The organism is Amycolatopsis speibonae (assembly GCF_042647925.1).
In the GTDB taxonomy this organism is placed as follows: Bacteria; Actinomycetota; Actinomycetes; order Mycobacteriales; family Pseudonocardiaceae; genus Amycolatopsis; species Amycolatopsis speibonae.
The window spans coordinates 93090-115254 of record NZ_JBHRWK010000005.1; the positions used below are offsets into that span (position 1 = coordinate 93090).

The following is a 22165-nucleotide window of genomic DNA, read 5'->3' on the forward strand; positions in this document are numbered from 1 at the left end:
GCGCGAAACGTCGTCTGCGGGTCAAGCGGGGCCGGTGCCGCTCACCGCGTACTCGGGCCGGGACGCACCGGCCGCCCGCCGGTCCACAATGGACTGGAGGATCTCGCCGACCCGCACGGCGGTGTTGGACAGCAGCGACGACGTGATGCCGTGGGTGTGTTCGGTGCCGCCCTGCAGGTAGATCCCGCCGTCCAGCGGCGGTTCGGTGACGATCCGGTAGTCGCGTTCGACCCGAAGCCTGCCCTCTTCGTCGCGCGTGCAGGCGGAGGCGAGCTCGCCGAGCAACGGCGTCGGGTCCGCCGGGCTGTACCCGGTGGCGTACACGACGAAATCGGCGTCGAGCCGGGTCCGTTCCCCGTTCTCCAGCGCCTCGATGGTGACCCGCACCTCGGAGCCGGTGTCGACGACTTCGGTGGGGCGGGAGACGTTGATCAGCTTCAGCCGCTCGATCCCCTGCACCTTCTCGCGGTAGATGCGCCGGTACAGCTCGTCGATCAGTTCGATGTCGACAGCCGAGTAGTTGGTCGCGCCGTGGTAGCGCATCAACCGGTCCTTGACCTCTTCCGGCGCCTCGTAGAACCGGCCGACCGCCTCGGGGTCGAAGATCCGGTTGGCGAACGCGCTGTCGTCGGCCGGGCTGTAGCCGTACCGCGCGAACACCGCGCACACCTCGGCCAGGGGAAAGCGGTCGTGCAGCAGCGCGCTGACCTCCGCCGCGCTCTGACCGGCGCCGACGACGACGAACCGGCGCGGATCCTCGGCGGCCATACCCTCGAGGCGGTGCAGCATCTCGCTGTTGTGCCAGATCCGAGTGCCCGGCGTCACACCTTCGGGGAGGTTCGGCCGCAACCCGGTGCCCATCACCAGGTTGCGGGCGCGCAGGTTCACCAGCTCGCCGTCGGTGCGGGCGTGGACGTCGAAGAACACGATCTCGTCGCCGTCGAAGACCGGCGTGACCGAAAGCACTTCCGTGCCATAGGAAACCAGGTCGTCGACCTTTTCCGCCGCCCATTCGAAGTAGTCGTGGAACTCGATCCGCAACGGGAACAGGCTCTTGTGGTTGATGAAATCGACCAACCGGTCCTTGCCGTGCAGATACGACAGGAAGCTGAACGAACTCGTCGGGTTCCGCATCGTCGCCAGGTCCTTGAGGAAGGACACCTGCATGGTGGCGCTGTCGATCAGCATCCCGCGATGCCAGCCGAAACGGGGCTGACGCTCGAGGAAGTGGGCGGTGACGGTCTCGGCTCCGGGCGAGGCGTTGTGCTCGGTGACCGCGATGGCGAGCGCCAGGTTCGAGGGACCGAACCCGACCCCGACCACGTCGTAGACCGGAACCCGTTCACCGACCACTGCTCGTGCCATCTTGAACCCCTTGCGCGGCTCAGCCGCATCTCGGTACTTCGTTACAAAGACCAGGGAACCCTAACCTAAGTTAGGTGAGGCTCAACTAGTACTTTCAGTGGTGATGTTCATCCCTCGACCAGGAGGAGGCCGGTCCCATGCGGGTCGCCATGTTCGGATACCAGACCTGGGGACACCGCACCCTGCGGGCCTTGATCGACGCGGGCCACGACGTCGCCCTCGTCGTCACCCACCCGAAGAGCGACCACGCCTACGAGAAGATCTGGGCCGACTCGGTCGCGGATCTCGCCGAGGCCAACGGGATCCGCACCCTGCTGCGTCAGCGTCCCGACGACGCGGAACTGATGGCGGAGCTGAAGGAAGCCGATCTCGACCTGATCGTCGCCAACAACTGGCGCACCTGGCTGCCGCCCGAGATCTTCGAGATGCCGCGCCACGGCACGCTGAACGTCCACGACTCGCTGCTGCCCGCCTACGCCGGCTTCTCGCCGCTGATCTGGGCGCTCATCAACGGCGAGCCGGAAGTGGGGCTCACCGCCCACATGATGGACGCCGACCTCGACGCGGGCGACGTCGTGCTGCAGCGGTCCGTCCCTGTCGGACCGAAGGACACGACGACCGATCTCTTCCACCGGACGGTCGACCTCATCGCGCCGATCACCACCGACGCGATCGAGCTGATCGCGAAGGGGAACTTCACGCCGGTCAAACAGGACAGGTCGAAGGCCAGCTTCTTCCACAAGCGCGCCCTCGAGGACAGCCTCATCGACTGGTCCTGGCCCGCCGACGAGATCGAGCGGCTGGTGCGCGCGCAGTCCGACCCGTACCCCAACGCCTTCACCCACCACCGCGGGAAGCAGCTGCGCGTCGTCCGCTCCTCGGTGTCGACGGGCCTCTACGGGGGCACCCCGGGCCGCATCTTCATCCGCGAGGGCGAGGGGGTCGTGATCGTCGCCGGTCCCGAAGCGCGCCGCGGGCGTTCACACGGGCTCGTCATCGAGCGGGTCCGGACCGAGGACGGCACCGAACTCGCCGCGACGGAGTACTTCCGCACCATGGGCGGCTACCTCACCACCCGCCCCTGACCTGCCGTTTCACCGTCCCGCGAAAAAAGTCATCGCGGGACCGATGAGTTCGGCCGAAGGGCGCCGTTACATCGGGTAAGAACACTCGATGGGAGGCGCCATGACAGACACGATCGCCGCGGCGAAGGCGGGAGACGAAACTGCCTTCGCCGCGCTCACCGGACGGCACCGGCGGGAACTGCACGTCCACTGCTACCGGATGCTCGGCTCGTTCGACGAAGCGGAAGACGTCGTCCAGGAGGCGCTGCTCAACGCCTGGCGCGGGCTGGACACTTTCGACGGCGGGAACTTCCGCGCGTGGCTGTACCGGATCGCCACCAACGCCTGCCTCGACGCGATCCGCAAGAACGAGCGGCGGGTGCCGTCGCTGCGCTCGTTCGCCGAAGTCCCCTGGATCCAGCCGTATCCGGACCGCTTGCTGGACGAGATCGCGCCGTCCGAAGCCGAGCCGGACGCGCTCGCCGTCGCCAGGGAGACCATCGAACTCGCCTTCCTCGCGGTCCTGCAGATGCTGCCGCCGCAGCAGCGCGCGGTGCTGATCCTGCGCGACGTGCTCGGCTGGCAGGCCGCCGAAACCGCCTCCCTGCTCGACCTCTCGGTCCCCGCCGCGAACAGCGCCCTGCAGCGCGGCCGCGCGACCCTGCGCGAACGCCTCCCGCAGCAGCGCGGCGAATGGTCGGCGGCGGCACCGTCCGAAGAGGAACGCGCGCTGGTGCGGCGGCTCATCGAGGCCCACGACAGCGGCGACTTCAGCACCATGAGCAGCCTGGTCCGCGACGACGTCCGCCACACCATGCCGCCGGAGCCGAACTGCTACATCGGACTCGAACACCTCGCCCGCCACGGCCGGATCGCCGAGGAGATGGGCGAATGGCGTGCCGTCGCCGTCGACGCCAACCGGATGCCCGCGTTCGCCTCGTACCTGCGCCGCCCCGGCGACACCGTCTTCCGCGCCTTCAAACTCGACCTCGTCCGCGTCGTCGACGGCAAGGCCGCCGAGTTCACCACGTTCGACAGCCACCTGTTCCCGGCCTTCGGCCTGGACGCCGTTCTGGAGGGAAAGTAATGCCGGAGAAGATGACCGACGAGCAGCGCCGCGCGTTTCTCGCCGAAGGCACCCGCACCGCCGTCTTCGCGACGGTCCGCCCGGACGGCAGGCCGCACGCGGTCCCGGTCTGGTTCGCCCTCGACGGCGACGACATCCTGGTCAACCTGGGCGCCGACACCGTCAAAGGCAAAGCGCTCAAGGAGAATCCCCGGGTTTCGGTGGTCGCCGACGACCCGCGTCCGCCGTTCTCGTTCGTGAGTGTCGAGGGTGTCGCGGAGATCGTTTCGGATCCCGACGGGGTCCGCGCGGGTTCGTCGTTGATCGCCGAGCGATACCTCGGCGAGGCCGGGCCGGAGGCGATGGAGGGCTGGCTGGCCTACGCGACGTCGCCGGGGAAGGTGATCGTGCGAGTGCGGCCGGAGAACATCGTGGCGATCGCGAAGGTCGGCGGCTGAGCACGTCGGGCCTCGTGAGTGGCAAGGACGGCTAGGGCCAAAAGTGTCTTAGGTACCTACTGGGGGTGGCGGCTGTTGTTCGCGGGTCCGGTCCGTGAAGGACCCCTTGCCTCGACTCAGCCGAAGAAACTCGACCTTCACACCTTACCGTGTACATGGCCCAGCATCGGCTGATTGGGTGGACAACTCCCGTGACTGGACGGGCCACTCCCGTGATCAGACGGGCCACACGCGGTCAGACCCCGACCCGCGCGCGTCGCCCGTCCAGTCACGTGTGTGGCCCGTCTGATCACACGTGCCGCCCACCCCGTCACGTGAAGTACCGAGTCGACCGGGGTGGTCGTGAGTGGCGACTCGGGTTATAACCCGAATCGCAACTCACGAGACCCACCACCCGATGTACCGCCAAGCGGGCCGCTCCCTTGGCCTGCGGACCGCTTCGGGACCAGGATGGCGGCGTGGCAGAGATCGTTTTCGACGAGAACACCCGTTCCTGGCTCATCCGCACGGCGAACACGAGCTACGCGCTCAGGCTGGCCGAGGACGACACGCCCTCCCACGTCTACTGGGGCCCGGCGCTCACCCCGGACCAGCTCGCCGACGTCCTCCCCCGGACCAAAGAACGCTGGGACGCCTTCAACGATCCCAACGAGGGCCTGGACGAGCTCGCCGCCGACGGCGGCACCCGCTACTGGACCCCCGCGCTGCAGGTCCGGTTCGCTGACGGGACTCGCGCCCTCGAGTGGCGGTACCTCGACCACGACGTGGACGGCACCGACGGCGGCGAGCTGCGCGTCCACTTCCGCGATCGCCACTATCCCCTGCGGATCACGCTCGGCTACCGCGTCCCGCCGGGCACCGACGTCATCGAACGCTGGACCGAACTCACCCACGACGGGACGGACGATCCGATCGAGGTGATCCGCGCCGATTCGGCGACCTGGGTCGTCCCGGTCCGGCCCGGCTACCGCGTCAGCCACGTCACGGGACGCTGGGCCGCCGAGAGTCAGCTGCTCCGTGAGCCGGTCCCCCACGGCGAGACCACGTTCGGCAGCAGACGCGGCATCACCGGCCATCACGCCAATCCGTGGGTGATGCTCGACGACGGCGAAGCGACCGAGCGGCACGGCGAGGTCTACAGCACCGCGCTCGCGTGGAGCGGTTCGTGGCGGATCACCACCACCCGCTCGTCCACCGGCCGTCTCACCGTGACCGGCGGCTTCGGCCAGGACGGCGTCGTCCCCTTGCTCGCCCCCGGCGAAACGCTCACCACGCCGGTGTTCGCCGGCCTGTACACCGACGGCGGGTTCGGCGCCGCGAGCCGCGCCTGGCACGCGTACACGCTCGCCCACGTCCTCCCCCATCCCGGCGAGCTCCGGCCGGTGCTCTACAACTCTTGGGAGGCAACGGGTTTCGACGTCACCGAGGCCGGGCAGCGTGAGCTGGCGGAAAAGGCGGCGGCGCTCGGTGTCGAACTGTTCGTGATGGACGACGGCTGGTTCGGCGCCCGCAGCGACGACCACGCCGGACTCGGGGACTGGCACGTGAACCGCGACAAGTTCCCCGACGGCCTCCAACCACTGGTCGGCGAGGTGCACCGGCTCGGCCTGAAGTTCGGGCTCTGGGTCGAACCCGAGATGGTGAATCCGGACAGCGACCTCTACCGCGCCCACCCGGACTGGGTCCTGCACCATCCACATCGGACACGCTCGGAGCTGCGGCGGCAGCTGGTGCTCAATTTCGCCCGCCCGGACGTGGCCGGCTGGGCGTTCGACACGCTCGACTCCCTCGTCGGCGAGCACGGGATCGACTTCCTGAAATGGGACATGAACCGTCCGTTCAGCGAAGCGGGCTGGCCCGCCGACGGCGACCCGGATCGGCTGTGGGTGGAGCACGCCCGCGCGGTCCACGCGATCATGGATCGCCTCCGTGCCGGCCATCCCGGGCTGCGGATCGAGGCGTGCAGCGGCGGCGGCGGGCGGATCGATCTCGGGATCATGGCCAGGACCGACCAGGTCTGGACCTCCGACAACACCGACGCGCTCGACAGGCTCGTCATCCAGCACGGCTACGGCCAGGTGTACCCGGCGCGCGCGATGGCGGCGTGGGTCACCGACGACCCCAACTTCGTCACCCGCCGGTCCACCCCGCTGCGCTTCCGGTTCCACGTCGCGATGGCGGGGGTGCTGGGCATCGGCGGCGACATCGTCAAGTGGTCCGAGGAGGACCTCCGCTACGCGAGCGAGCAGATCGCGCTGTACAAGGAGATCCGGCCGATCGTCCAGCACGGCAGGCTCCACCGGCTGGTGCCGCCGGCCACCGACGGCGTCTCCGCGCTGCAGTACGTGGCGGACGACGGCGGGCGCGCGGTCGTGTTCGTGTTCCGGCAAGCGGCACATTTCCACACCCACGAACGACCGGTCCGGCTCGACGGTCTCGACCCCGCCGCCCGCTACCGCGAGGAGGACACCGGGAAGGTGTGGCACGGCGCCGCGCTGCTGGCACACGGCCTGTTCCCGGGTCTGCCGGACGGTGATTTCGCCAGCGCGCTGATCCGGCTGACCAAGCTCTGAGCACGGCGATAGATCAGATGTATTGCCCATTTCGGGGCACCAAAGACCGATCCGACCGCTTGACATCACCCTAGACATCCGATCGAATGCCGTCGTCTATGAGACGCCGCGAGAAGGGTGACTGGGGCATGAGAAGGTCCTTCGCGTTGGGGGCGGCGCTACTCGTCGCCGCGAGCCTCACCGGCTGCACGGTCGGCGGCGGGACGAGTGCCTCGGGCAACGAGATCACTTTCCTGACGTTCGAGACGCCGAACCTGCCACCGTCCTATTGGGACTCCGCCATCAAACGCGTCACAGACCGCAATCCCGGCCTGAGCGTCAAGAAGCTCGTCGCTCCCTCGACCGACCGCACCGGCTACGCCAAGCAGCTCCTGCAGTCCGGCCAGTTCCCCGACGTCGCGATCGCCGTCGACTCGGCCGGGTTCGCCGAATCGGGCAACCTCTACGCGTGGACGCCCGAGGAGCTCAAGGACTTCCAGTTCCCCGGCGCCAACCCGATCAAGGGCGGGCACCACCAGCTGCCGGCCAACACCCAGACCATCCCGCCGGTCTACTACAACAAGAAGCTCTTCGCCGACGCCGGGATCGCGTCGGCGCCGTCGACCTGGAACGAACTCCTCGCCGCGTCGGAGAAACTCAAGGCGAAGGGCATCACGCCGTTCACCATCGGCGGTGGCAAGGAAGGGTTCCCGTCCGCGATGCTGCTGGACGGCCTGGTCAGTGTCGAGGTCTACGGCAAGACCCCGGACTGGCTTTCCCAGCGACGGGCCGACAAGGTCAAGTTCGCCGACCCGGCGTTCCAGCAGGCATTCGGCAAGTTCGCCGATCTGGTCGCCAAGGGCTACCTCGACAAGACGCAGGTCTCGCGGGACTACTCGGCGACCGAGGCGGCCTTCCTCAACGGCGAAGGCGCGATGTACCCGATGGGCAACTGGTTCGCCGCCAGCGCCGACGCGAAAAAGCCTTCGTTCGAGATCGGCGTCTTCAACTTCCCCTCCGAGGACGGGAAACTCGTCGTGCCCGCCTACACCGGCGGCGGCATCGTGGTCAACGCCAAGTCCCCGAACCTCGACGCGGCGAGGAAGTTCGCGCTCGCGTTCCAGCTCGACAAGGAGCAGATCGACGCGTCGGTCAAGGCCGACGGCCTGTTCCCCGCGATCAAGGGCTACACGCCGCCGTCCGACGCCGGCCCGGTCTTCAAGGCGGGCTACGAGCTCTACAAGGAAGCCGTGGCGAAGAACGCCGTCGTGAACGCCTTCAGCTGGGAAACCGCGGACGACGGGCTCCTTCCGGGGATGAAGGACAAGGTCTACCGATCCGCGCAGGACGTCATCACCGGCCGCAAGACGGTGGCCGACGCGTGCGCGCTCCTGGACTCCGAGTGGGCGAAGGCGCGCTGACCCCACGATGGCGAGAAAACCGATCCTGCCGCGGGTGTGGCATTTCGCCTCGTTCGGCGCACCCGGCGTCGTCATCTATCTCTGCTTCGTCATGGCGCCGATCCTCATCAGCGTCGGCTACAGCCTGACGAACCACAACCCGTTCAACCCGCCTTCGGAGTTCGTGAGTCTCGAGAACTACAAGCTCCTCTTCCAGGACGACCAGTTCCTCACCGCGCTCCGGGTCACGACGATCCTGACCGTGATCGTGGTGGTCGTGCCGAACGTGCTCGGACTCGGCGTCGCGCTGCTGCTCGACCGGAAGGGCTGGCTGTACAACACTTTGCGGAGCGTGTTCTTCACGCCCGTGATCCTCAGCTCGGTCGTGGTCAGCATCATCTGGACGAAACTGCTCGACGACCGGGGCCCGATCAACGAAGTCCTCCGCGCGCTCGGCGTCGAGCATCCGCCGGGCTGGCTTTCGGACCCGGACCTCGCGCTGTACTCGGTCGCGTCGATCGTGTGCTGGCAGATGCTGGGGTTCTGCGTGGTCGTGTACCTCGCGGGCCTGCAGGGGATCCCGGCCGAACTGCTGGAGGCGGCGGAGATCGACGGCGCGGGACCGGTCCGGCGGTTCCGCGCGGTGACCTGGCCGCTGCTCGCGCCGTCACTGACGATCAACACCGTCGTCCTGCTGATCTCGGCTTTCAAGACCTACGACCACGTCAAGGTCGTCACCAACGGCGGACCGGGTTCGGGGACCACCGCCACCATCGCGTTCGACGTCCTCGCCACCGGCCTCGACGCGAACCACGTCGGCTACGCCTCCGCGATGGCCGTGGTGATGCTGGTGATCGTGGCGACGCTGACCACGATCGTGCTGCGGTTCCTGCGGCGGCGGGAGGTCGACCTGTGACCACAAAGGACAGTCCGCGAGGTTCGTGGCTACGGCCGGCCGCGGCGATACTGGTGAGCGCGATCTTCTTCGTGCCGCTGTACTACGTGCTCGTCAACGTCTTCAAACCCGGCGACCGGATCGCCCAGGATCCGGCGTCGGTCCCGCTGCCACCGACGCTGACCAACATCCACGCCGTGCTCACCCGTCCCGACGGCCTGTTCTGGGTGAGCCTGGCCAACAGCATGCTCGTCACGCTGCTGTCGATCATCGTGCTGACGGTGCTTTCGGCCATGCTCGGGCACTACCTGGCGCGCTCGGACAAGCGATGGACCAAGGTGCTCGCGCTGATCCTGCTGGCGGGCTTGATGATCCCGCCACAGGTGATCCTGATCCCGGTCACCGAGGTGCTGCGGCTGACCGGGCTGATGGCGACGCTCCAGGGCCTGGTGCTGTTCAACGTCGGGTACTACGTGCCGTTCGGCGTCTTCGTGTTCACCGGGTTCATCCGCGGGGTGCCGGTGGAACTCGAGGAGGCCGCCCTGCTCGACGGGGCGAGCAGGGCGCAGGTGTTCTGGCGGATCGTGTTCCCGCTGCTGCGCCCGGCCACGGCGAGTGTGCTGATCTTCCTCGGCGTGTGGATCTGGAACGACTTCATCGACCCGCTGATCATCCTCGGCCCGAGTCAGGGGACCACGATCACCACCGGCATCTACCGCTCGATCGGCCAGTACCAGGCGGATCTCGGCAGCGTGTTCGCGCTGATGTTCCTGGCGACGCTGCCGGTGCTGATCTTCTACCTGGCGTTGCAGAAGCAGTTCGTGAAGGGGCTGACCGGCGGGGCCACCAAGGGTTGAGTCTCGCCCTTCGCATATGTCATGAAAGGGTCGTTCAAGACGTTTTTCGTCCTGAAAGACCCTTTCATGACATCCGGAGCAGGCCGCTCAGAGCTCGGTGACCTTGCCCTCGGCCACTTCCAGCCGCCGCGTCGTCGCCACCGCGTCCAGCATCCGCCGGTCGTGCGTCACCAGCAGCAGCGTCCCCGGATACTCCGACAGCGCCGACTCCAGCTGCTCGATCGCGGGCAGGTCGAGGTGGTTCGTCGGCTCGTCGAGCACCAGCAGGTTCACCCCGCGCGCCTGCAGCAGCGCCAGCGCCGACCGGGTCCGCTCCCCCGGCGACAACGTGGCCGCCGACCTGAGGACGTGCGCGGCCTTCAAGCCGTACTTGGCCAGCAGCGTCCGCACATCGGCGTCGGCGAGTTCCGGCACCTCGCGGGCGAAGGCCTCGACGAGCGGAAGGTCGCCGAGGAACAGCTTCCGCGCCTGGTCGACCTCGCCGACCACGACACCGGAGCCGAGCGACGCGCCGCCCTCGTCGACCGGGACCCGGCCGAGCAGGGCGGCGAGCAGGGTCGACTTCCCGGCGCCGTTGGCCCCGGTGATCGCGACCTTGTCCGCCCAGTCGATCTGCAGGTCCACCGGGCCGAGGGTGAACCCGCCCCGCCGCACCACCGCGCCGCGCAGGGTCGCCACGACCGCGCCCGCCCGGGGCGCCGCGGCGATCTCCATCCGCAGTTCCCATTCCTTGCGCGGTTCCTCGACGACGTCGAGCCGTTCGATCATGCGGTCGGTCTGGCGGGCCTTGGACGCCTGCTTCTCCGTCGCCTCGCTCCGGAACTTGCGGCCCACCTTGTCGTTGTCGGTGGCCTTGCGCCGGGCGTTCTTGACCCCCTTCTCCATCCACGAACGCTGCATCGCGCCACGGGATTCGAGGGAGGCCTTGGTGTTCGCGTACTCGTCGTACTCCTCGCGGGCGTGCCGCCGCGCGACGGCACGCTCCTCCAGGTACGACTCGTAACCGCCGCCGTAGGTCCGCACCTGCTGCTGGGCGTAGTCGAGTTCGACGACGCGGTCGACGGTGCGGGCCAGGAACTCCCTGTCGTGGCTGACCAGCACGGTCCCGGCGCGCAGCCCGGTCACGAACCGCTCGAGCCGCTCCAGGCCGTCGAGGTCGAGGTCGTTGGTCGGCTCGTCGAGCAGGAAGATGTCGTACCGGCTCAGCAGCAGTGAGGCCATTCCCGCTCGGGCCGCCTGCCCGCCGGACAGTGACAGCATCGGCTGGTCGAGGTTGACCGTGAGCCCGAGGTCCGCGACGACCTCGCCCGCCCGGTCGTCCAGATCCGCACCGCCGAGCGCGAGCCAGCGGTCGAGCGCCACACCGTAGGCGTCGTCCGAGCCGGGTTCACCCGCCGTGAGCGCCTCGGTGGCCGCGTCGAGCGCGGCCTGGGCAGCGGTGACGCCGGTGCGGCGCGAGAGGAACGCGCGGACGGACTCGCCCTCGCGGCGTTCCGGCTCCTGTGGGAGGTGACCGACAGTGGCCGTCGGCGGGCTCAGCCGGACGCTGCCCTCTTCCGGCGGCACGAGGCCGCCGAGGGTCTTCAGCAGGGTCGACTTGCCCGCGCCGTTGACGCCGACGAGACCGATCACTTCGCCCGGGGCGACGACCAGGTCGAGACCGGAGAACAGAACACGGTCGCCGTGGCCGGCGGCGAGATCTTTGGCAACGAGTGTGGCGCTCATGAGATCGGTAAGTCTACGGGGACCGATTGAACAGCTCGTGGTCCCTCGGAAGAGTGGCAAGTATCCAAGCGATCACGGAACGTGGGTAACCTGGATGTTCTTCTGGACCCGAACGAATCCCCCGAGCATTGAGGTCGGTGACAGCAAATGGCGGACTCCGCCACCCCGGTCCCCGTCGTCCACCAGCAGAAAGGCGGTACCCGCAGGCCGACGCTGAGCAGGCGGCGCGAAGTCAGTCATGCCAGCGCGCGGTCGCTGCTGATGACGATCCTCGGCGAGTACGTCCTGCCCCGTGATCAATCGATTTGGACGTCGACGCTGGTCGAAGCGCTGCGAGTGCTGGACATCGAGGAGAAGTCCGCACGGCAGGCGCTGGCCCGGTCCTCCGCGGAAGGCTGGGTCGTCTCCGAACGCGTCGGACGAAGAGTGCGCTGGTCGCTCACCCCACCAGGCAGACGGCTTCTGACCGAAGGCGCTGAACGGATATACGCCTTCGGCAACGAGGAAAAGGCCTGGGACGGCCGCTGGCTGATGTTGATCGTGTCGGTCCCCGAAGCCAAGCGGGATCTCCGGCACCGGCTGCGCACACGCCTGACGTGGGCCGGGTTCGGCTCCCCTGTCGCCGGCGTCTGGGTCAGCCCGGATCTCAGCCGCCAGCGGGAAGCGCAGCAGATAGTGCAGGAACTCGGCCTCGACGCGCAGGCGATGTCGTTCTCCGCTGCTTATGGTGATGTCGGCGATCAGGAGACGATGGTCGCCCGGTCCTGGGATCTCAGCGAGCTGAAGGATCGCTACGAGGATTTCATCGACCGGTTCACCGGTTCCCACCCGTCCGGCGAACGCGGCGTCCTGCGCGCGCAGACCGAACTCGTCCACGAATGGCGCAGCTTCCCGTTCCTGGATCCTCGCCTTCCGCTGAAACTTCTCCCCGACGGTTGGAGCGGTGTGCGCGCGGCGGACCTGTTCCACCGGAAGCATGTCGAATGGCGACCAGAAGCACAGGCGCAATGGGACGAACTCTCGGCGACCTCCGGCTAGGGTCACGGGAAACCGATCTACCGGGAGGTAACCCGCCTTGGCCACCTCGATCCGCCTCGACCGCGAAGACAGCCTCGCCGTCCTGACCATCGCTTCGCCGCCGCTGAACCTCTACACGGCGGAACTCCAGGACGAACTGGGCGAGGCGATCGGCGAACTGGAGGCCACGCCGCCGCGCGCGGCCCTGATCCGGGCCGAGGGAAAGATCGTCAGCGGCGGCGTCGACGTTTCCCTGTTCGACGCCCAGACCAACGCCGCTGAGGCCAAGGTGCTCTTCGACGAGATGCTGGCGATCCCCGACCGGATCGCCGCTCTCCCGTTTCCCACCGTGTTCGCCGCTCACGGCCTGTGCCTGACTTGGGCGTTCGAGGTCGCGGTCGCCTGCGACCTCATCCTCGCGAGCGAGAAGGCCAAGTTCGGCCTGGTCGAACGGGTCGTCGGCCTGACCCCGACGATGGGCGGCACGCAGCGGCTCGCCGCCCGGGCCGGTGTCGGCCGCGCGAAGGAGTTCGTGATGACCGGCGCGACCTACGACGCCGCGACCCTCGAACGCTGGAACGTGGTGAACCGCGTGCTCCCGGTGGACGGGTTCGACGAGGCCGTCCGCGCTTTCACGAACGACCTCGCGCAGGGGCCGACCCGGGCGCACGCGGCCACCAAGAAGGTCCTCGAACACTACGAGCACGGCGGCGTCGCCGAGGCGAACGAGCACATCACGACGATCGCCGCCGGGCTCTTCGACACCGAGGACCTGCGCGGCGCGGTGAAGTCGTTCCTCGCCGACGGTCCCGGCAAGGCGACCTTCACCGGCCGCTGATCCGCTACGGGCGCTGGCCGACCGCGTCCACCACACCGGACGCGGTCACCGCCGCCCCATTCCCGCCCAAGTACAGGAACGTGCCGGCGGCGAAGACGATCATGGTCGGTTTCGCCACCTCGGGGTCGTCCTCCGGCTTGAGCGGCCAGGTGATGCCCACACCGGGCCTGCCCGCTCCGTCCTGGACGTGGTCGACGGCACGGAGACCGGGCACCTTGGCCGCCGCGCCGTACAGGGCCGCCCGGACGGCGGGCGGAAGGTAGGTTTCGTTCGCCAGCGCGACGACGTCCTTGCCCATCGCGTTGTAATCGCCGTCTTCACCGCTGTGGTTCGCGTTGAGGTAGGCGAACATCGCGTCCACGTCGGTGGGGAGATCCGGCCGGTAATGGGGCCACCGCGTGCACGGCTCCGTGACGCCCTTGACCAGCTCATCGCCCTTGTACACCTGCGCCCGCCCGTCCCGGCAACCCGGAACCGGGTCGGTACTGCCGTCCGGCATCTTGATCAACCCGTCGTGGGTACCATCCGCCGAAAGCCACGATTCCCGCACGCCGTCAGGCTGCTTCGTCTTGGTGTAGACGAACTGGTTCGGTTTCGGCGGATTGTCCGGCGTCTTCAGCGCGGCCTCGGCGGCGCCACGCAGCACTGCCACGGGATCCGCGGCGGCTGTGGGTGGTTCCAGGCCCGCCGGGGCGAGCGCCACGACGGCGGTGATGGCCGCGGCCAGACCCGCCGCACCCACCCCGGTCCAGACCCAGGGCCGCCGTTTCCTCAGCGGTGCCACGTTTTCCGTTCCGGCGACGGCGATTTCGGCCATCAAGCGCGCGCGGGCCCCGCCGAGCGCGCCGGAATCCGCGAGGGGCACCGTTTCGGTCCGCTCCTCGATCAGCTGAAGCTCATCCATGGTTGACGATCTCCTTCGAAGTAGTGATCTCCGGGCGCCCCAGCGCTTCGCGGACTTTGCGGCGAGCTCGGTTGAGCCGCGAGCGGACGGTGCCGAGCGGGATGTCCAGCGCCGCGGCCACCTCCTCGTAGCTCAGGCCTTCCCCGGCGAACAGGGTGAGCGTGTCGCGGTCGCCGTCGGCCAGTTCCGCCAGCGCGGAGTCCAGCAACTCCCCCATCGCCTCCGCGGTCACCTGGTCGGCGACGCGTTCGGCGTGCCCTTCTTCGTCGGGCGGCGGGCCGAGGGCCTCGCGTAGTTTCAGCTCCCTGACCTCGTCACGGCGCCGCTGTGCCACCAGATTGGTCGCGATGCCGTAGAGCCACGGCCGGGCGTCGCGGCGCTCGGTGTCATATCCCTCGCGTTTGCGGAAGGCCACCAGGAACGCCTCCCCCAAGGCGTCCTCGGCGGCGGCCGGCCCGATGCGTCTGACCAGGTAGCGGTGGATGTGCGCGGCATGCCGGTCGAAGATCGCGGAGAACCAGTCCGGGCTGGTCACCGACCTCTCGATCAACTCCGCGTCCTCCAGATCGCCCGGATCCGCCCCAGATGAGCTCATGAACCGCCCTTCGCCATTCGTCAGTGTCACCTGTTGTCCGCATTCGGCGTCGAACAGGTTCACGACCGACGAATCGGTCTAGACCTTTTATGCGCGCCGCGCTACATTCATCTGTGGTCTAGACCACACGCGCCATTTTCCGAGCAGGTCAGTCTCGCCGCCTCTTTTGGAGAGAACCGCCATGAGACGCACCAGAAAACGACTACTCAGCGCACTCACCGTGACACTCCTCGCCGCCGGGCTCCTCGTAGCCGCAGGTACTCCGGCGCTGGCGGCGGGCCGCCTCCGCGCCGCCTTCACCTTGGCCGGGAACACCGGTGAGTACACCGTCACCAACCCCAGCAGCGAAACCGTCGCCGACTGGTCCATCACCTTCACCGTCCCCGCCGGCGTGACCGCCACCAGCGGCTCCCACGCCACGGTGTCCCAAGCAGGCAACCAGGTCACCCTCACCCCGGCGTTCTACATCAAATCGCTCGCGCCGGGCCGTTCGACCTACCCGTACAGTCCGTCGTTCCAGCTCAGTTCCGGGGTCACCCCGACCACCTGCCGGATCGACGACGCCAACTGCGACGGCACGGGCGACGCGCCGCCGTCGACCCCGGCCAACCTGCGTCTCGTGGCGAAGACGACCACGACCGCCGCGCTGGCCTGGAACGCCTCGGCACCGGGTTCCCTGCCCGTCACCGGCTACGACGTCTACCAGGGCACCACTCTGGCGACCTCGGTCACCGGCACCGAAGCGCGGATCACCGGGCTGACGCCGAACACGGCCTACAGCTTCACCGTCGTCGCCAAGGACCGCAAGGACGCCAAGTCCCCGCCCACCCCGGCGCTGGCGGTGACCACCAACAACCCGGGCGACGACACCCAGGCGCCGACAGCGCCGTCGAACCTCCGCTCGACCGCGGTCACCTCGGGTTCCGTCTCCCTGGCGTGGAACGCGTCCACGGACAACACCGGCGTCGTCTCCTATGACGTCTACCGCGGCTCGGACCTCGCCACCACGGTGACCGGGACGACCGCGACCGTGTCCGGGCTTTCACCGTCCACTTCGTACACTTTCACGGTCAAAGCCCGTGACGGGTACGACAACGTCTCCGCGGCGAGCGCCGCCGTCAGCGCTCGGACCGGCGACATCGTGAACGGGTACGCCCGGGTCGGCTACTTCGTGCAGTGGGGTATCTACGGCCGCCAGTTCTTCGTCAAGAACCTGGTGACCAACGGTTCCGCGAGCAAGCTGACGCATCTGCTCTACGCCTTCGGGAACATCGACCCGGTCAACCACACCTGCCTTTCGGGTGTCACCAAGGGAACGACGTCGAATCCCCAGGACCCGAGCCAGGGCGACGGCGCGGGCGACGCGGAAGCCGACTACTCACGGCCGATGTCCGCGTCCCAGTCCGTCGACGGCGTCGGCGACACCGGCTGGGAAACGTTGCGCGGCAACTTCAACCAGCTGAAGAAACTCAAGGTCAAGAACCCGAACCTGAAGGTTCTCATCTCCTTGGGCGGCTGGACCTACTCGAAGTACTTCTCCGACGTCGCGGCCACCGCCGCGTCGCGGCAGAAGTTCGTCGCGTCGTGCATCGACACCTATCTGAAGGGGAACATCAAGGCGTACGGCGGAGCCGGCGGGCCGGGCACGGCCGCGGGCATCTTCGACGGCATCGACATCGACTGGGAGTGGCCGGGCAGCCCCGACGGGCACCCCGGGAACCACTGGAGCGCCAACGACAAGACGAACCTGACCGCCCTGCTGGCCGAGTTCCGCACGCAGATGGACGCCTACGGCGCGACCACCGGCAAGCGGTACGAACTGCAGGCGTTCACCCCCGCCGACCCGGCGAAGGTGAGCGGTGGCTGGGAAATCCCGAAGATCTTCGACTACCTCGACGTCGCCAACGTGCAGGGCTACGACTTCCACGGCTCGGGCAGCGACAACTCGTGGGAGCCGAACATGACCGGCCATCAAGGGAACCTCTACGCCGACGCGGACGATCCGTACAAGTTCAAGTTCAGTGTGGAGGCGGCGATCAACGCCTATACCAACGCCGGGGCCAATCCACGGAAACTGACCCTCGGGCTCGCCTTCTACGGGCGAGGCTGGCAAGGGGTCGCGGACGGCGGCAAGAAGGGCGAATGGCAGACCGCGACCGGCGCCGCACCAGGCCAGTTCGCCGAGGAGGCAGGTACTCGTGGCTACGCGAATCTCTTGGCCAGTGTCCCGAACTGCACCGTCCAGCACGACACCGCGGCCGTGGCCACGGCGTGCTACACGGGCAACGGCGGGCAATGGTGGACCTTCGACGACGCCTGGTCCATCCAGCAGAAGGTCGCCTGGCTCAAGACCCGAGGACTGCTCGGAGTCATGGCATGGGAGATGTCGGGTGACACCGGAACCCTCATGACCACAGTGGACAACTCCCTGAAGTAAAAGCTCGTGAGTGGTAAGGACGGTCGGAACCGTCCTTACCACTCACGACTCTCTAGACCGAATCCTTGGTCGCGGACCAGCCGCCGTCCACCACCAGCTGCGTCCCGGTGACGAACGAGGCCGCGGGCGAGGCCAGGAACGCGATCACCTCGGCGACCTCGGCGGGGTCCCCGAGCCGCCCCGCCGGAGTGGCCCGGACGGAGCGGGCGTGGTCGGCCTCGGGCACCCGGTCCCAGACCGGCGTGAGGATCGGGCCGGGCAGCACCGAGTTCACGCGGACGTCGGGCGCGTACTCGACGGCCAGCTGACGGCCGAGCGCGACCAAAGCTCCCTTGCTCGCCGCGTAGGCAGGCCTCCCGGGCAGCCCGACCAGCGCGTGCACCGAGGAGACCAGCACGATCGATCCCTTCCGCTCGCGCAACGACGGCAGACAGGCCTTGGCGCCGAGGTACGCGCCGGCGAGATTGACGTCGACCTGGCGGTCCCAGTCCTTTCTTTCGAGCTCGTGCAGTGGCGCCACCACAGCGGTGAACGCGTTGCTCACCAGGACATCGACCCCGCCACAGAGCTTCTCGGCGAGTGCGACGGCCCGCCGCCAGGTGTCTTCATCGGACACGTCACCGACGACGCTGTGCGGCAGTCCGGGTTGCTCGGTGAGGTCCACGCCGATGACGGTGTGCCCGGCCGCGGCGAGGCGGGTGACGGTCGCCGCGCCGATACCGGACGCCGCTCCCGAAACGATCGCGCAGGATGTGGTCAAAAGGGATTCTCCTCCACCTCGGCTTGCTGCACAGTGTGCCTCGTGACTTCTGCGAACGACGACCGGACTCTGCTCATCGTCGGCTCCTACACCGCCGCGAGCGACGGCAACGGCGAAGGTATCGGCACCTTCTGGCGCGACGGGCGGACCGGGGAGCTGACCCCGGCGGGCTCGCTCGAACTGGACTCGCCGAGCTGGCTGACCCCGCAACCCCGCGCTGCCCGTGCTCTACGCCGTGAACGAGACGGCCGAAGGGGCGATCACCGCGGTGGCGGTCGGCGAAGACGGCACCCTGGAGGCCCTGAACTCGCTCCCGACCGGCGGGGCGGATCCGTGCCATCTGGCGGTCACCCCTGACGGCCGGTTCCTGCTGTGCGCCAACTACAGCGGTGGCAGTCTGGCGGCGTTCGCACTGGGCCCGGACGGGGTGCCCACCGTGCGTACGGCGCTCGTCCAGCACGAAGGCACCGGTCCTGTCACCGAGCGGCAGGAAGCGGCGCACGTGCACATGGCCGTGGTCGACGAGACCGGCACACTGGTCAGCGCGGTCGACCTCGGCGCCGACGAAATCCGGAGCTACCGCCTCGGCGAGGAAGGCGAACTGATCCCCGTGGCGGTGTCGGCGCTGCCCGCCGGGACCGGCCCCCGCCAGCTGATCCGGCGCCCGGGAACGAACCACGCGTACGTCGTCGGCGAACTGGCCGCGTCGCTGGTGACCGTGCGCGAGGAGCCACCGGGCACGTTCACCGTGGAGAACTCCGTCCCCGCCACGCTCGCTCCCGGCGACGAGAACCTCCCCGGGCAGCTGGTGCTGCACGACGATCGGCTGTACCTCTCCAGCAGGGGCCCCGAGGCGATCACGGAGTTCACTTTCGACGGCACCCTCCCGAAGGCCGTCGCCGACCACCGGACCGGCAGCCGGCCGCGGCATTTCTCCGTCGTCGGCGAGCATTGTTATGTCGCGTCGCAGAGCGATGACACGATCCAAGCCTACGAACTCGCGACCTGGCGCCTGATCGGCAGTTATCCGGTCGGGAGCCCGGCCTTCGTCGGCCCTTGGCGGCGGTGATTCGTTCAGCGGGCTGAACACTTTGTTCAGCCCGCTGAACAAAGACGCATTTCTTTCTTTTCGAGGCGAATTAAGGTCTTGACGCAACTGGTCCAGACCATGACACTGAACCGCACGCCGCCGGTGACCTGGCTCACACCCGCCCGAGGAGAACCATGTCCCTACCGAGGAAACTGTTCACCCTGACCGCGCTCGTTACGTTGGCACTAAGCCTTTTCAGTGTCCCGTCCCAGGCCGCGCCCGCCACCTTCACCCACCCGGGCGTGCTGATCAGCCGCCCGCAACTGGACTTCGCGCGCACCAAGGTCCAGGCCGGCGCGCAACCGTGGAAACAGGCTTACGACGCGATGCTGTCGAGCCCGTACGCCTCACTGTCCCGATCACCGAAACCACGCGCCGTCGTCGAATGCGGCCCCTATTCGAAACCGAATATCGGCTGTACCGATGAACGGCAAGACGCGATCGCCGCGTACTCACTTTCTCTCGCGTGGTACATCACACGCGACGCGAAATACGCGACCAAAGCGATCGAGATCATGGACGCCTGGTCCGCGGTGCTGAAAGATCACACGAACAGCAACGCACCCCTGCAGTCGGCATGGTCGGCCTCCTCGTGGCCGCGCGCGGCGGAGATCATCAAACACACCTACACGAGCTGGCCGAATTCCGGCCGCTTCGGCACCATGCTCCGGAACGTGTACCTGCCCAAGGTGAGCAACGGCAGTCACAGCAACGGAAACTGGGAACTCAGCATGACCGAGGCCGCGATCGGCATCGCCGTGTTCCTCGACGACAAGGCGAGCTACGACAAGGCCGTCGCGAAGTTCCGCACCCGCGTCCCCGCCTACCTCTACCTGACCAGCGACGGCGCGCTCCCGAAGACCGCGCCCGGCAGCGGCCTGGACACCCGCGACAAGATCGTGAAGTACTGGCAAGGCCAGACGACGTTCGTCAACGGCCTCTCACAGGAGACCTGCCGCGACTTCACCCACACCGGCTACGGCCTCGCCGCCATCGCGAACTTCGCCGAGACGACCCGCATCCAGGGCCAGGACCTCTACCCCGAGATCGCCGACCGCCTCCGCGAAGGCCTCGGCTTCCACGCGAAGTACCAGATGGGCGCGGCCGTCCCGTCGTGGCTGTGCGGCGGCAGCCTGAAGCTCGGCCTCGGCCCGGTCACCGAGATCGGCTACAACCACCTCCACACCCGCCTCGGACTCACCATGAGCAACACCGAGGCACTCACCCTGCGCCAGCGCCCGGCGGGCACCAACGCCTTGTTCGTCTCCTGGCAGACCCTCACGCACGCCGACAACCCATAGTGACTCCGTGCGGGCCGCCTGATTGCGGCAGGGCGGCCCTCACGGTCCGTTTTCCCAGCTCAGACACACAGTGACCCCTGCTTGCAAGCCCCTCTTCGGGACCCGCTAAAGTACTCACATCGCACTCCACGGAGTGCGGGTCCGGGCTGTGGCGCAGTTTGGTAGCGCACTTGACTGGGGGTCAAGGGGTCGCAGGTTCGAATCCTGTCAGCCCGACGGACGAAGCGGGTTTTCGCAGCTCGGCAGCTGCGGAAACCCGCTTTTTCATTCGGTCAGAGGTGTCATTCCGGTTCAGCACAGCGCTCGGTGACACCTTGACTGGAGGCTCTCCTCATGATCACGAATTTGACCAAACAGGGTCTACCCCGCCCGAAGGACGACCTGTGGCGTTCCTACGTCGAGGAGTGGGTCGCAGTCTGCGGGCCGCGAACCGCCCGCACACAACCCGGTACGACTACGAGCTCGCCGTCACCCAGCTGTCCGACTTCGTCGGCGGACCAGACCTGCCGGAGTTCCTCGAGACGATGGACATGCCTGCCGACGACGACAGCGACGCTGCCCAGTACCCCACCGACGTCGAACGGAAGCACGTCGAATGGTACGTCGCTTGGATGATCGAAACGCGCTCCGCGTCGACAGCACTGAACAAACATAAGGGAATCCAGTAGTCTTTTAAATATCTCGTTAAAGGCGAAGAGATGGACCGAGACCCGATGGAGAAGCTTAGCCGGCCGGACACTCCAACGACGCTCATTGAGATTCCCCCCGGGTGGTGGACATCGAGATAGCTGGACCGCTGGTCCTGTTGGAAGGATGTCTCCATGTCCCGTAAGCGCAGGTCGTTCACGACCGAGTACAAGGTCGGGGCCGCCCATCGGGTGATCGATTCCGGCCGCGTCATCGCCGAAGTCGCACGAGAACTCGGCGTCGACGAGGCCCTGCTCGGGTGGTGGGTCGCCGACGAGCGCCGCCGAGCTCGCGAGGCTGCGTAAGCAGGTCGCTGAGCAGGAGAAAGACCTGTCGTTCCTAAAAAAGCCTCCGCGTACTTCGCGTCCAATCAACAAAAGTAGAACGCTACACGTTGATGGCCACGCAGTACGCGACCTACGGGGTCGGCAGGATGGCACGCCTGCTCGATGTCTCACCATCGGGCTACTACAACATCACGCACATCGTGCACGGCCACACGTGAAGCAACGGCAGCAACGACGCGCGGATCTGGAAGTGAAGATCACCGACATTCATCGCGACTCGTCCGGCGTATATGGATCACCGCGTATCACCGCCGAACTGCGCGACCGTGGTGAGCTCATTACCGAGAAGACGGTCGCGAAGATCATGCCCAATTTGGACATCGTGGGAATCAGCCCGCGCACGTTCAAGATCCGCACCACGGTGGTCGATCCGCTCGCGTCGTTCCCGCCGGATCTCGTGCGGCGGGAGTTCGATCAGGGCCGCGTTGACGCGGTCTGGACCTCCGTCATCACGTACTTGACCTGAGGTGAAGGTGACATGTATCCGTGTGCGATCAAGGACGAGCACTCCAAGCGAGTCCTTGACTGGGCGGTCGCGGACCATATGCGGACCGAACTGGTGACCGCGGCGCTCGAGCAGGCGATCGCCGTGCGTGGGGGTGACCTCGCCGGCACCATCACGCATTCCGACCGAGGAAGTCAATACACAGCGGAGGCGATCTGAATTGACGGCGACAGTTGACAATTGGATGTATATCTACAATAATGTCGCAGGCATTCCGTGATCGGAATTGCTCGGCCCCATCAACTACGAAAAGTCACTGACCGCGACCATTATGGCCGCGTGACCACTGTCCACTTTTCGGG

At 67.5% G+C, this 22165-nt stretch carries 20 protein-coding genes, 1 tRNA gene and 1 pseudogene; 17 read left to right on the plus strand and 5 right to left on the minus strand.

Features of this window, described 5'->3' with window-relative positions; all coding sequences use genetic code 11:
* Positions 1–21: 21 nt before the first annotated feature.
* Positions 22–1365 (minus strand): lysine N(6)-hydroxylase/L-ornithine N(5)-oxygenase family protein, encoded by a 1344-nt coding sequence (locus tag ACFOSH_RS02425; RefSeq protein WP_378236940.1) that lies wholly within the window; start codon positions 1363–1365, stop codon positions 22–24.
* Between the two features lie 137 nt (positions 1366–1502).
* Here ACFOSH_RS02425 and ACFOSH_RS02430 point away from each other — a divergent pair, with 137 nt between their 5' ends.
* The 7 genes from ACFOSH_RS02430 (at position 1503) to ACFOSH_RS02460 (ending at position 9657) form a co-directional block, all read left to right on the plus strand.
* Positions 1503–2450 (plus strand): methionyl-tRNA formyltransferase, encoded by a 948-nt coding sequence (locus ACFOSH_RS02430; protein WP_378236941.1) that lies wholly within the window; start codon positions 1503–1505, stop codon positions 2448–2450.
* A 100-nt stretch (positions 2451–2550) separates the two neighbouring features.
* Positions 2551–3516, plus strand: a complete 966-nt coding sequence (locus tag ACFOSH_RS02435) for an RNA polymerase subunit sigma-70 (RefSeq protein ID WP_378236942.1) — start codon at positions 2551–2553, stop codon at positions 3514–3516.
* Positions 3516–3953: a PPOX class F420-dependent oxidoreductase gene (locus tag ACFOSH_RS02440; protein ID WP_378236943.1), complete on the plus strand. Its 438-nt coding sequence runs from the start codon at positions 3516–3518 to the stop codon at positions 3951–3953. Before ACFOSH_RS02435 ends, ACFOSH_RS02440 begins: the two co-directional genes overlap by 1 nt.
* 458 nt (positions 3954–4411) lie before the next feature.
* Entirely contained in the window at positions 4412–6526 is a 2115-nt protein-coding gene (locus ACFOSH_RS02445; RefSeq protein ID WP_378236944.1) for an alpha-galactosidase, read from the plus strand.
* 128 nt (positions 6527–6654) lie between these two features.
* On the plus strand, positions 6655–7926 hold the full coding sequence (locus ACFOSH_RS02450; protein WP_378236945.1) for an extracellular solute-binding protein: 1272 nt from the start codon (positions 6655–6657) through the stop codon (positions 7924–7926).
* 7 nt (positions 7927–7933) lie between these two features.
* Positions 7934–8821 (plus strand): carbohydrate ABC transporter permease, encoded by an 888-nt coding sequence (locus tag ACFOSH_RS02455; RefSeq protein ID WP_378236946.1) that lies wholly within the window; start codon positions 7934–7936, stop codon positions 8819–8821.
* Positions 8818–9657 carry a carbohydrate ABC transporter permease gene (locus tag ACFOSH_RS02460; RefSeq protein ID WP_378236947.1) on the plus strand — a complete coding sequence of 280 codons (840 nt, stop codon included), beginning with the start codon at positions 8818–8820 and terminating at the stop codon, positions 9655–9657. The genes ACFOSH_RS02455 and ACFOSH_RS02460 overlap by 4 nt, the downstream gene beginning before the upstream one ends.
* An 87-nt stretch (positions 9658–9744) precedes the next feature.
* Here ACFOSH_RS02460 and ACFOSH_RS02465 read toward each other — a convergent pair whose 3' ends face one another.
* On the minus strand, positions 9745–11382 hold the full coding sequence (locus ACFOSH_RS02465) for an ABC-F family ATP-binding cassette domain-containing protein (RefSeq protein WP_378236948.1): 1638 nt from the start codon (positions 11380–11382) through the stop codon (positions 9745–9747).
* Between the two features lie 147 nt (positions 11383–11529).
* Between ACFOSH_RS02465 and ACFOSH_RS02470 the strand changes: the two genes are divergently transcribed.
* Both ACFOSH_RS02470 and ACFOSH_RS02475 read left to right on the plus strand, forming a co-directional pair.
* Positions 11530–12420 carry a PaaX family transcriptional regulator gene (locus ACFOSH_RS02470; protein WP_378236949.1) on the plus strand — a complete coding sequence of 297 codons (891 nt, stop codon included), beginning with the start codon at positions 11530–11532 and terminating at the stop codon, positions 12418–12420.
* Between the two features lie 37 nt (positions 12421–12457).
* Positions 12458–13237 carry an enoyl-CoA hydratase/isomerase family protein gene (locus ACFOSH_RS02475; RefSeq protein WP_378236950.1) on the plus strand — a complete coding sequence of 260 codons (780 nt, stop codon included), beginning with the start codon at positions 12458–12460 and terminating at the stop codon, positions 13235–13237.
* A gap of 4 nt (positions 13238–13241) precedes the next feature.
* Here ACFOSH_RS02475 and ACFOSH_RS02480 read toward each other — a convergent pair whose 3' ends face one another.
* Together ACFOSH_RS02480 and ACFOSH_RS02485 are read right to left on the minus strand one after the other, a co-directional pair.
* Complete coding sequence (locus tag ACFOSH_RS02480) at positions 13242–14141, minus strand: CU044_5270 family protein (RefSeq protein ID WP_378236951.1); 900 nt, start codon at positions 14139–14141, stop codon at positions 13242–13244.
* A complete protein-coding gene (locus tag ACFOSH_RS02485) occupies positions 14134–14736 on the minus strand; it encodes an RNA polymerase sigma factor (protein ID WP_378236952.1) in 603 nt (200 codons plus the stop codon). The genes ACFOSH_RS02480 and ACFOSH_RS02485 overlap by 8 nt, the downstream gene beginning before the upstream one ends.
* A gap of 220 nt (positions 14737–14956) precedes the next feature.
* Between ACFOSH_RS02485 and ACFOSH_RS02490 the strand changes: the two genes are divergently transcribed.
* Positions 14957–17173 carry a glycosyl hydrolase family 18 protein gene (locus ACFOSH_RS02490; RefSeq protein ID WP_378237080.1) on the plus strand — a complete coding sequence of 739 codons (2217 nt, stop codon included), beginning with the start codon at positions 14957–14959 and terminating at the stop codon, positions 17171–17173.
* A 52-nt stretch (positions 17174–17225) separates the two neighbouring features.
* On the opposite strand, the gene ACFOSH_RS02495 is transcribed toward ACFOSH_RS02490, so the two are convergent.
* Positions 17226–17933, minus strand: a complete 708-nt coding sequence (locus tag ACFOSH_RS02495) for an SDR family NAD(P)-dependent oxidoreductase (RefSeq protein WP_378236953.1) — start codon at positions 17931–17933, stop codon at positions 17226–17228.
* A gap of 42 nt (positions 17934–17975) precedes the next feature.
* Here ACFOSH_RS02495 and ACFOSH_RS02500 point away from each other — a divergent pair.
* The 7 genes and pseudogenes from ACFOSH_RS02500 to ACFOSH_RS02530 all read left to right on the plus strand — a co-directional run bounded on the left by ACFOSH_RS02500 (position 17976) and on the right by ACFOSH_RS02530 (position 22022).
* Positions 17976–19002, plus strand: a pseudogene (locus tag ACFOSH_RS02500) (lactonase family protein).
* 155 nt (positions 19003–19157) lie between these two features.
* Complete coding sequence (locus ACFOSH_RS02505) at positions 19158–20324, plus strand: alginate lyase family protein (protein ID WP_378236954.1); 1167 nt, start codon at positions 19158–19160, stop codon at positions 20322–20324.
* A gap of 142 nt (positions 20325–20466) precedes the next feature.
* Positions 20467–20540 (plus strand) — tRNA-Pro (locus ACFOSH_RS02510).
* Positions 20541–20728: 188 nt separating this feature from the next.
* Positions 20729–20992 (plus strand): hypothetical protein, encoded by a 264-nt coding sequence (locus tag ACFOSH_RS02515; protein ID WP_378236955.1) that lies wholly within the window; start codon positions 20729–20731, stop codon positions 20990–20992.
* 153 nt (positions 20993–21145) lie between these two features.
* Complete coding sequence (locus ACFOSH_RS02520) at positions 21146–21316, plus strand: transposase (RefSeq protein ID WP_378236956.1); 171 nt, start codon at positions 21146–21148, stop codon at positions 21314–21316.
* 196 nt (positions 21317–21512) lie between these two features.
* Positions 21513–21824, plus strand: coding sequence for an IS3 family transposase (locus ACFOSH_RS02525; protein ID WP_378236957.1), 312 nt, complete (start codon positions 21513–21515; stop codon positions 21822–21824).
* Between the two features lie 12 nt (positions 21825–21836).
* Positions 21837–22022: a DDE-type integrase/transposase/recombinase gene (locus ACFOSH_RS02530; protein WP_378236958.1), complete on the plus strand. Its 186-nt coding sequence runs from the start codon at positions 21837–21839 to the stop codon at positions 22020–22022.
* Positions 22023–22165 lie beyond the last annotated feature (143 nt).

Coding starts and splice junctions, on each gene's coding strand:
- ACFOSH_RS02455 (WP_378236946.1), top strand. CDS start 7,934: ATGGCGAGAAAACCGATCCTGCCGCGGGTGTGGCATTTCGCCTCGTTC.
- ACFOSH_RS02465 (WP_378236948.1), bottom strand. CDS start 11,382: ATGAGCGCCACACTCGTTGCCAAAGATCTCGCCGCCGGCCACGGCGAC.
- ACFOSH_RS02470 (WP_378236949.1), top strand. CDS start 11,530: ATGGCGGACTCCGCCACCCCGGTCCCCGTCGTCCACCAGCAGAAAGGC.
- ACFOSH_RS02450 (WP_378236945.1), top strand. CDS start 6,655: ATGAGAAGGTCCTTCGCGTTGGGGGCGGCGCTACTCGTCGCCGCGAGC.
- ACFOSH_RS02480 (WP_378236951.1), bottom strand. CDS start 14,141: ATGGATGAGCTTCAGCTGATCGAGGAGCGGACCGAAACGGTGCCCCTC.
- ACFOSH_RS02425 (WP_378236940.1), bottom strand. CDS start 1,365: ATGGCACGAGCAGTGGTCGGTGAACGGGTTCCGGTCTACGACGTGGTC.
- ACFOSH_RS02430 (WP_378236941.1), top strand. CDS start 1,503: ATGCGGGTCGCCATGTTCGGATACCAGACCTGGGGACACCGCACCCTG.
- ACFOSH_RS02435 (WP_378236942.1), top strand. CDS start 2,551: ATGACAGACACGATCGCCGCGGCGAAGGCGGGAGACGAAACTGCCTTC.
- ACFOSH_RS02530 (WP_378236958.1), top strand. CDS start 21,837: ATGTATCCGTGTGCGATCAAGGACGAGCACTCCAAGCGAGTCCTTGAC.
- ACFOSH_RS02440 (WP_378236943.1), top strand. CDS start 3,516: ATGCCGGAGAAGATGACCGACGAGCAGCGCCGCGCGTTTCTCGCCGAA.
- ACFOSH_RS02520 (WP_378236956.1), top strand. CDS start 21,146: ATGTCCCGTAAGCGCAGGTCGTTCACGACCGAGTACAAGGTCGGGGCC.
- ACFOSH_RS02505 (WP_378236954.1), top strand. CDS start 19,158: ATGTCCCTACCGAGGAAACTGTTCACCCTGACCGCGCTCGTTACGTTG.
- ACFOSH_RS02485 (WP_378236952.1), bottom strand. CDS start 14,736: ATGAGCTCATCTGGGGCGGATCCGGGCGATCTGGAGGACGCGGAGTTG.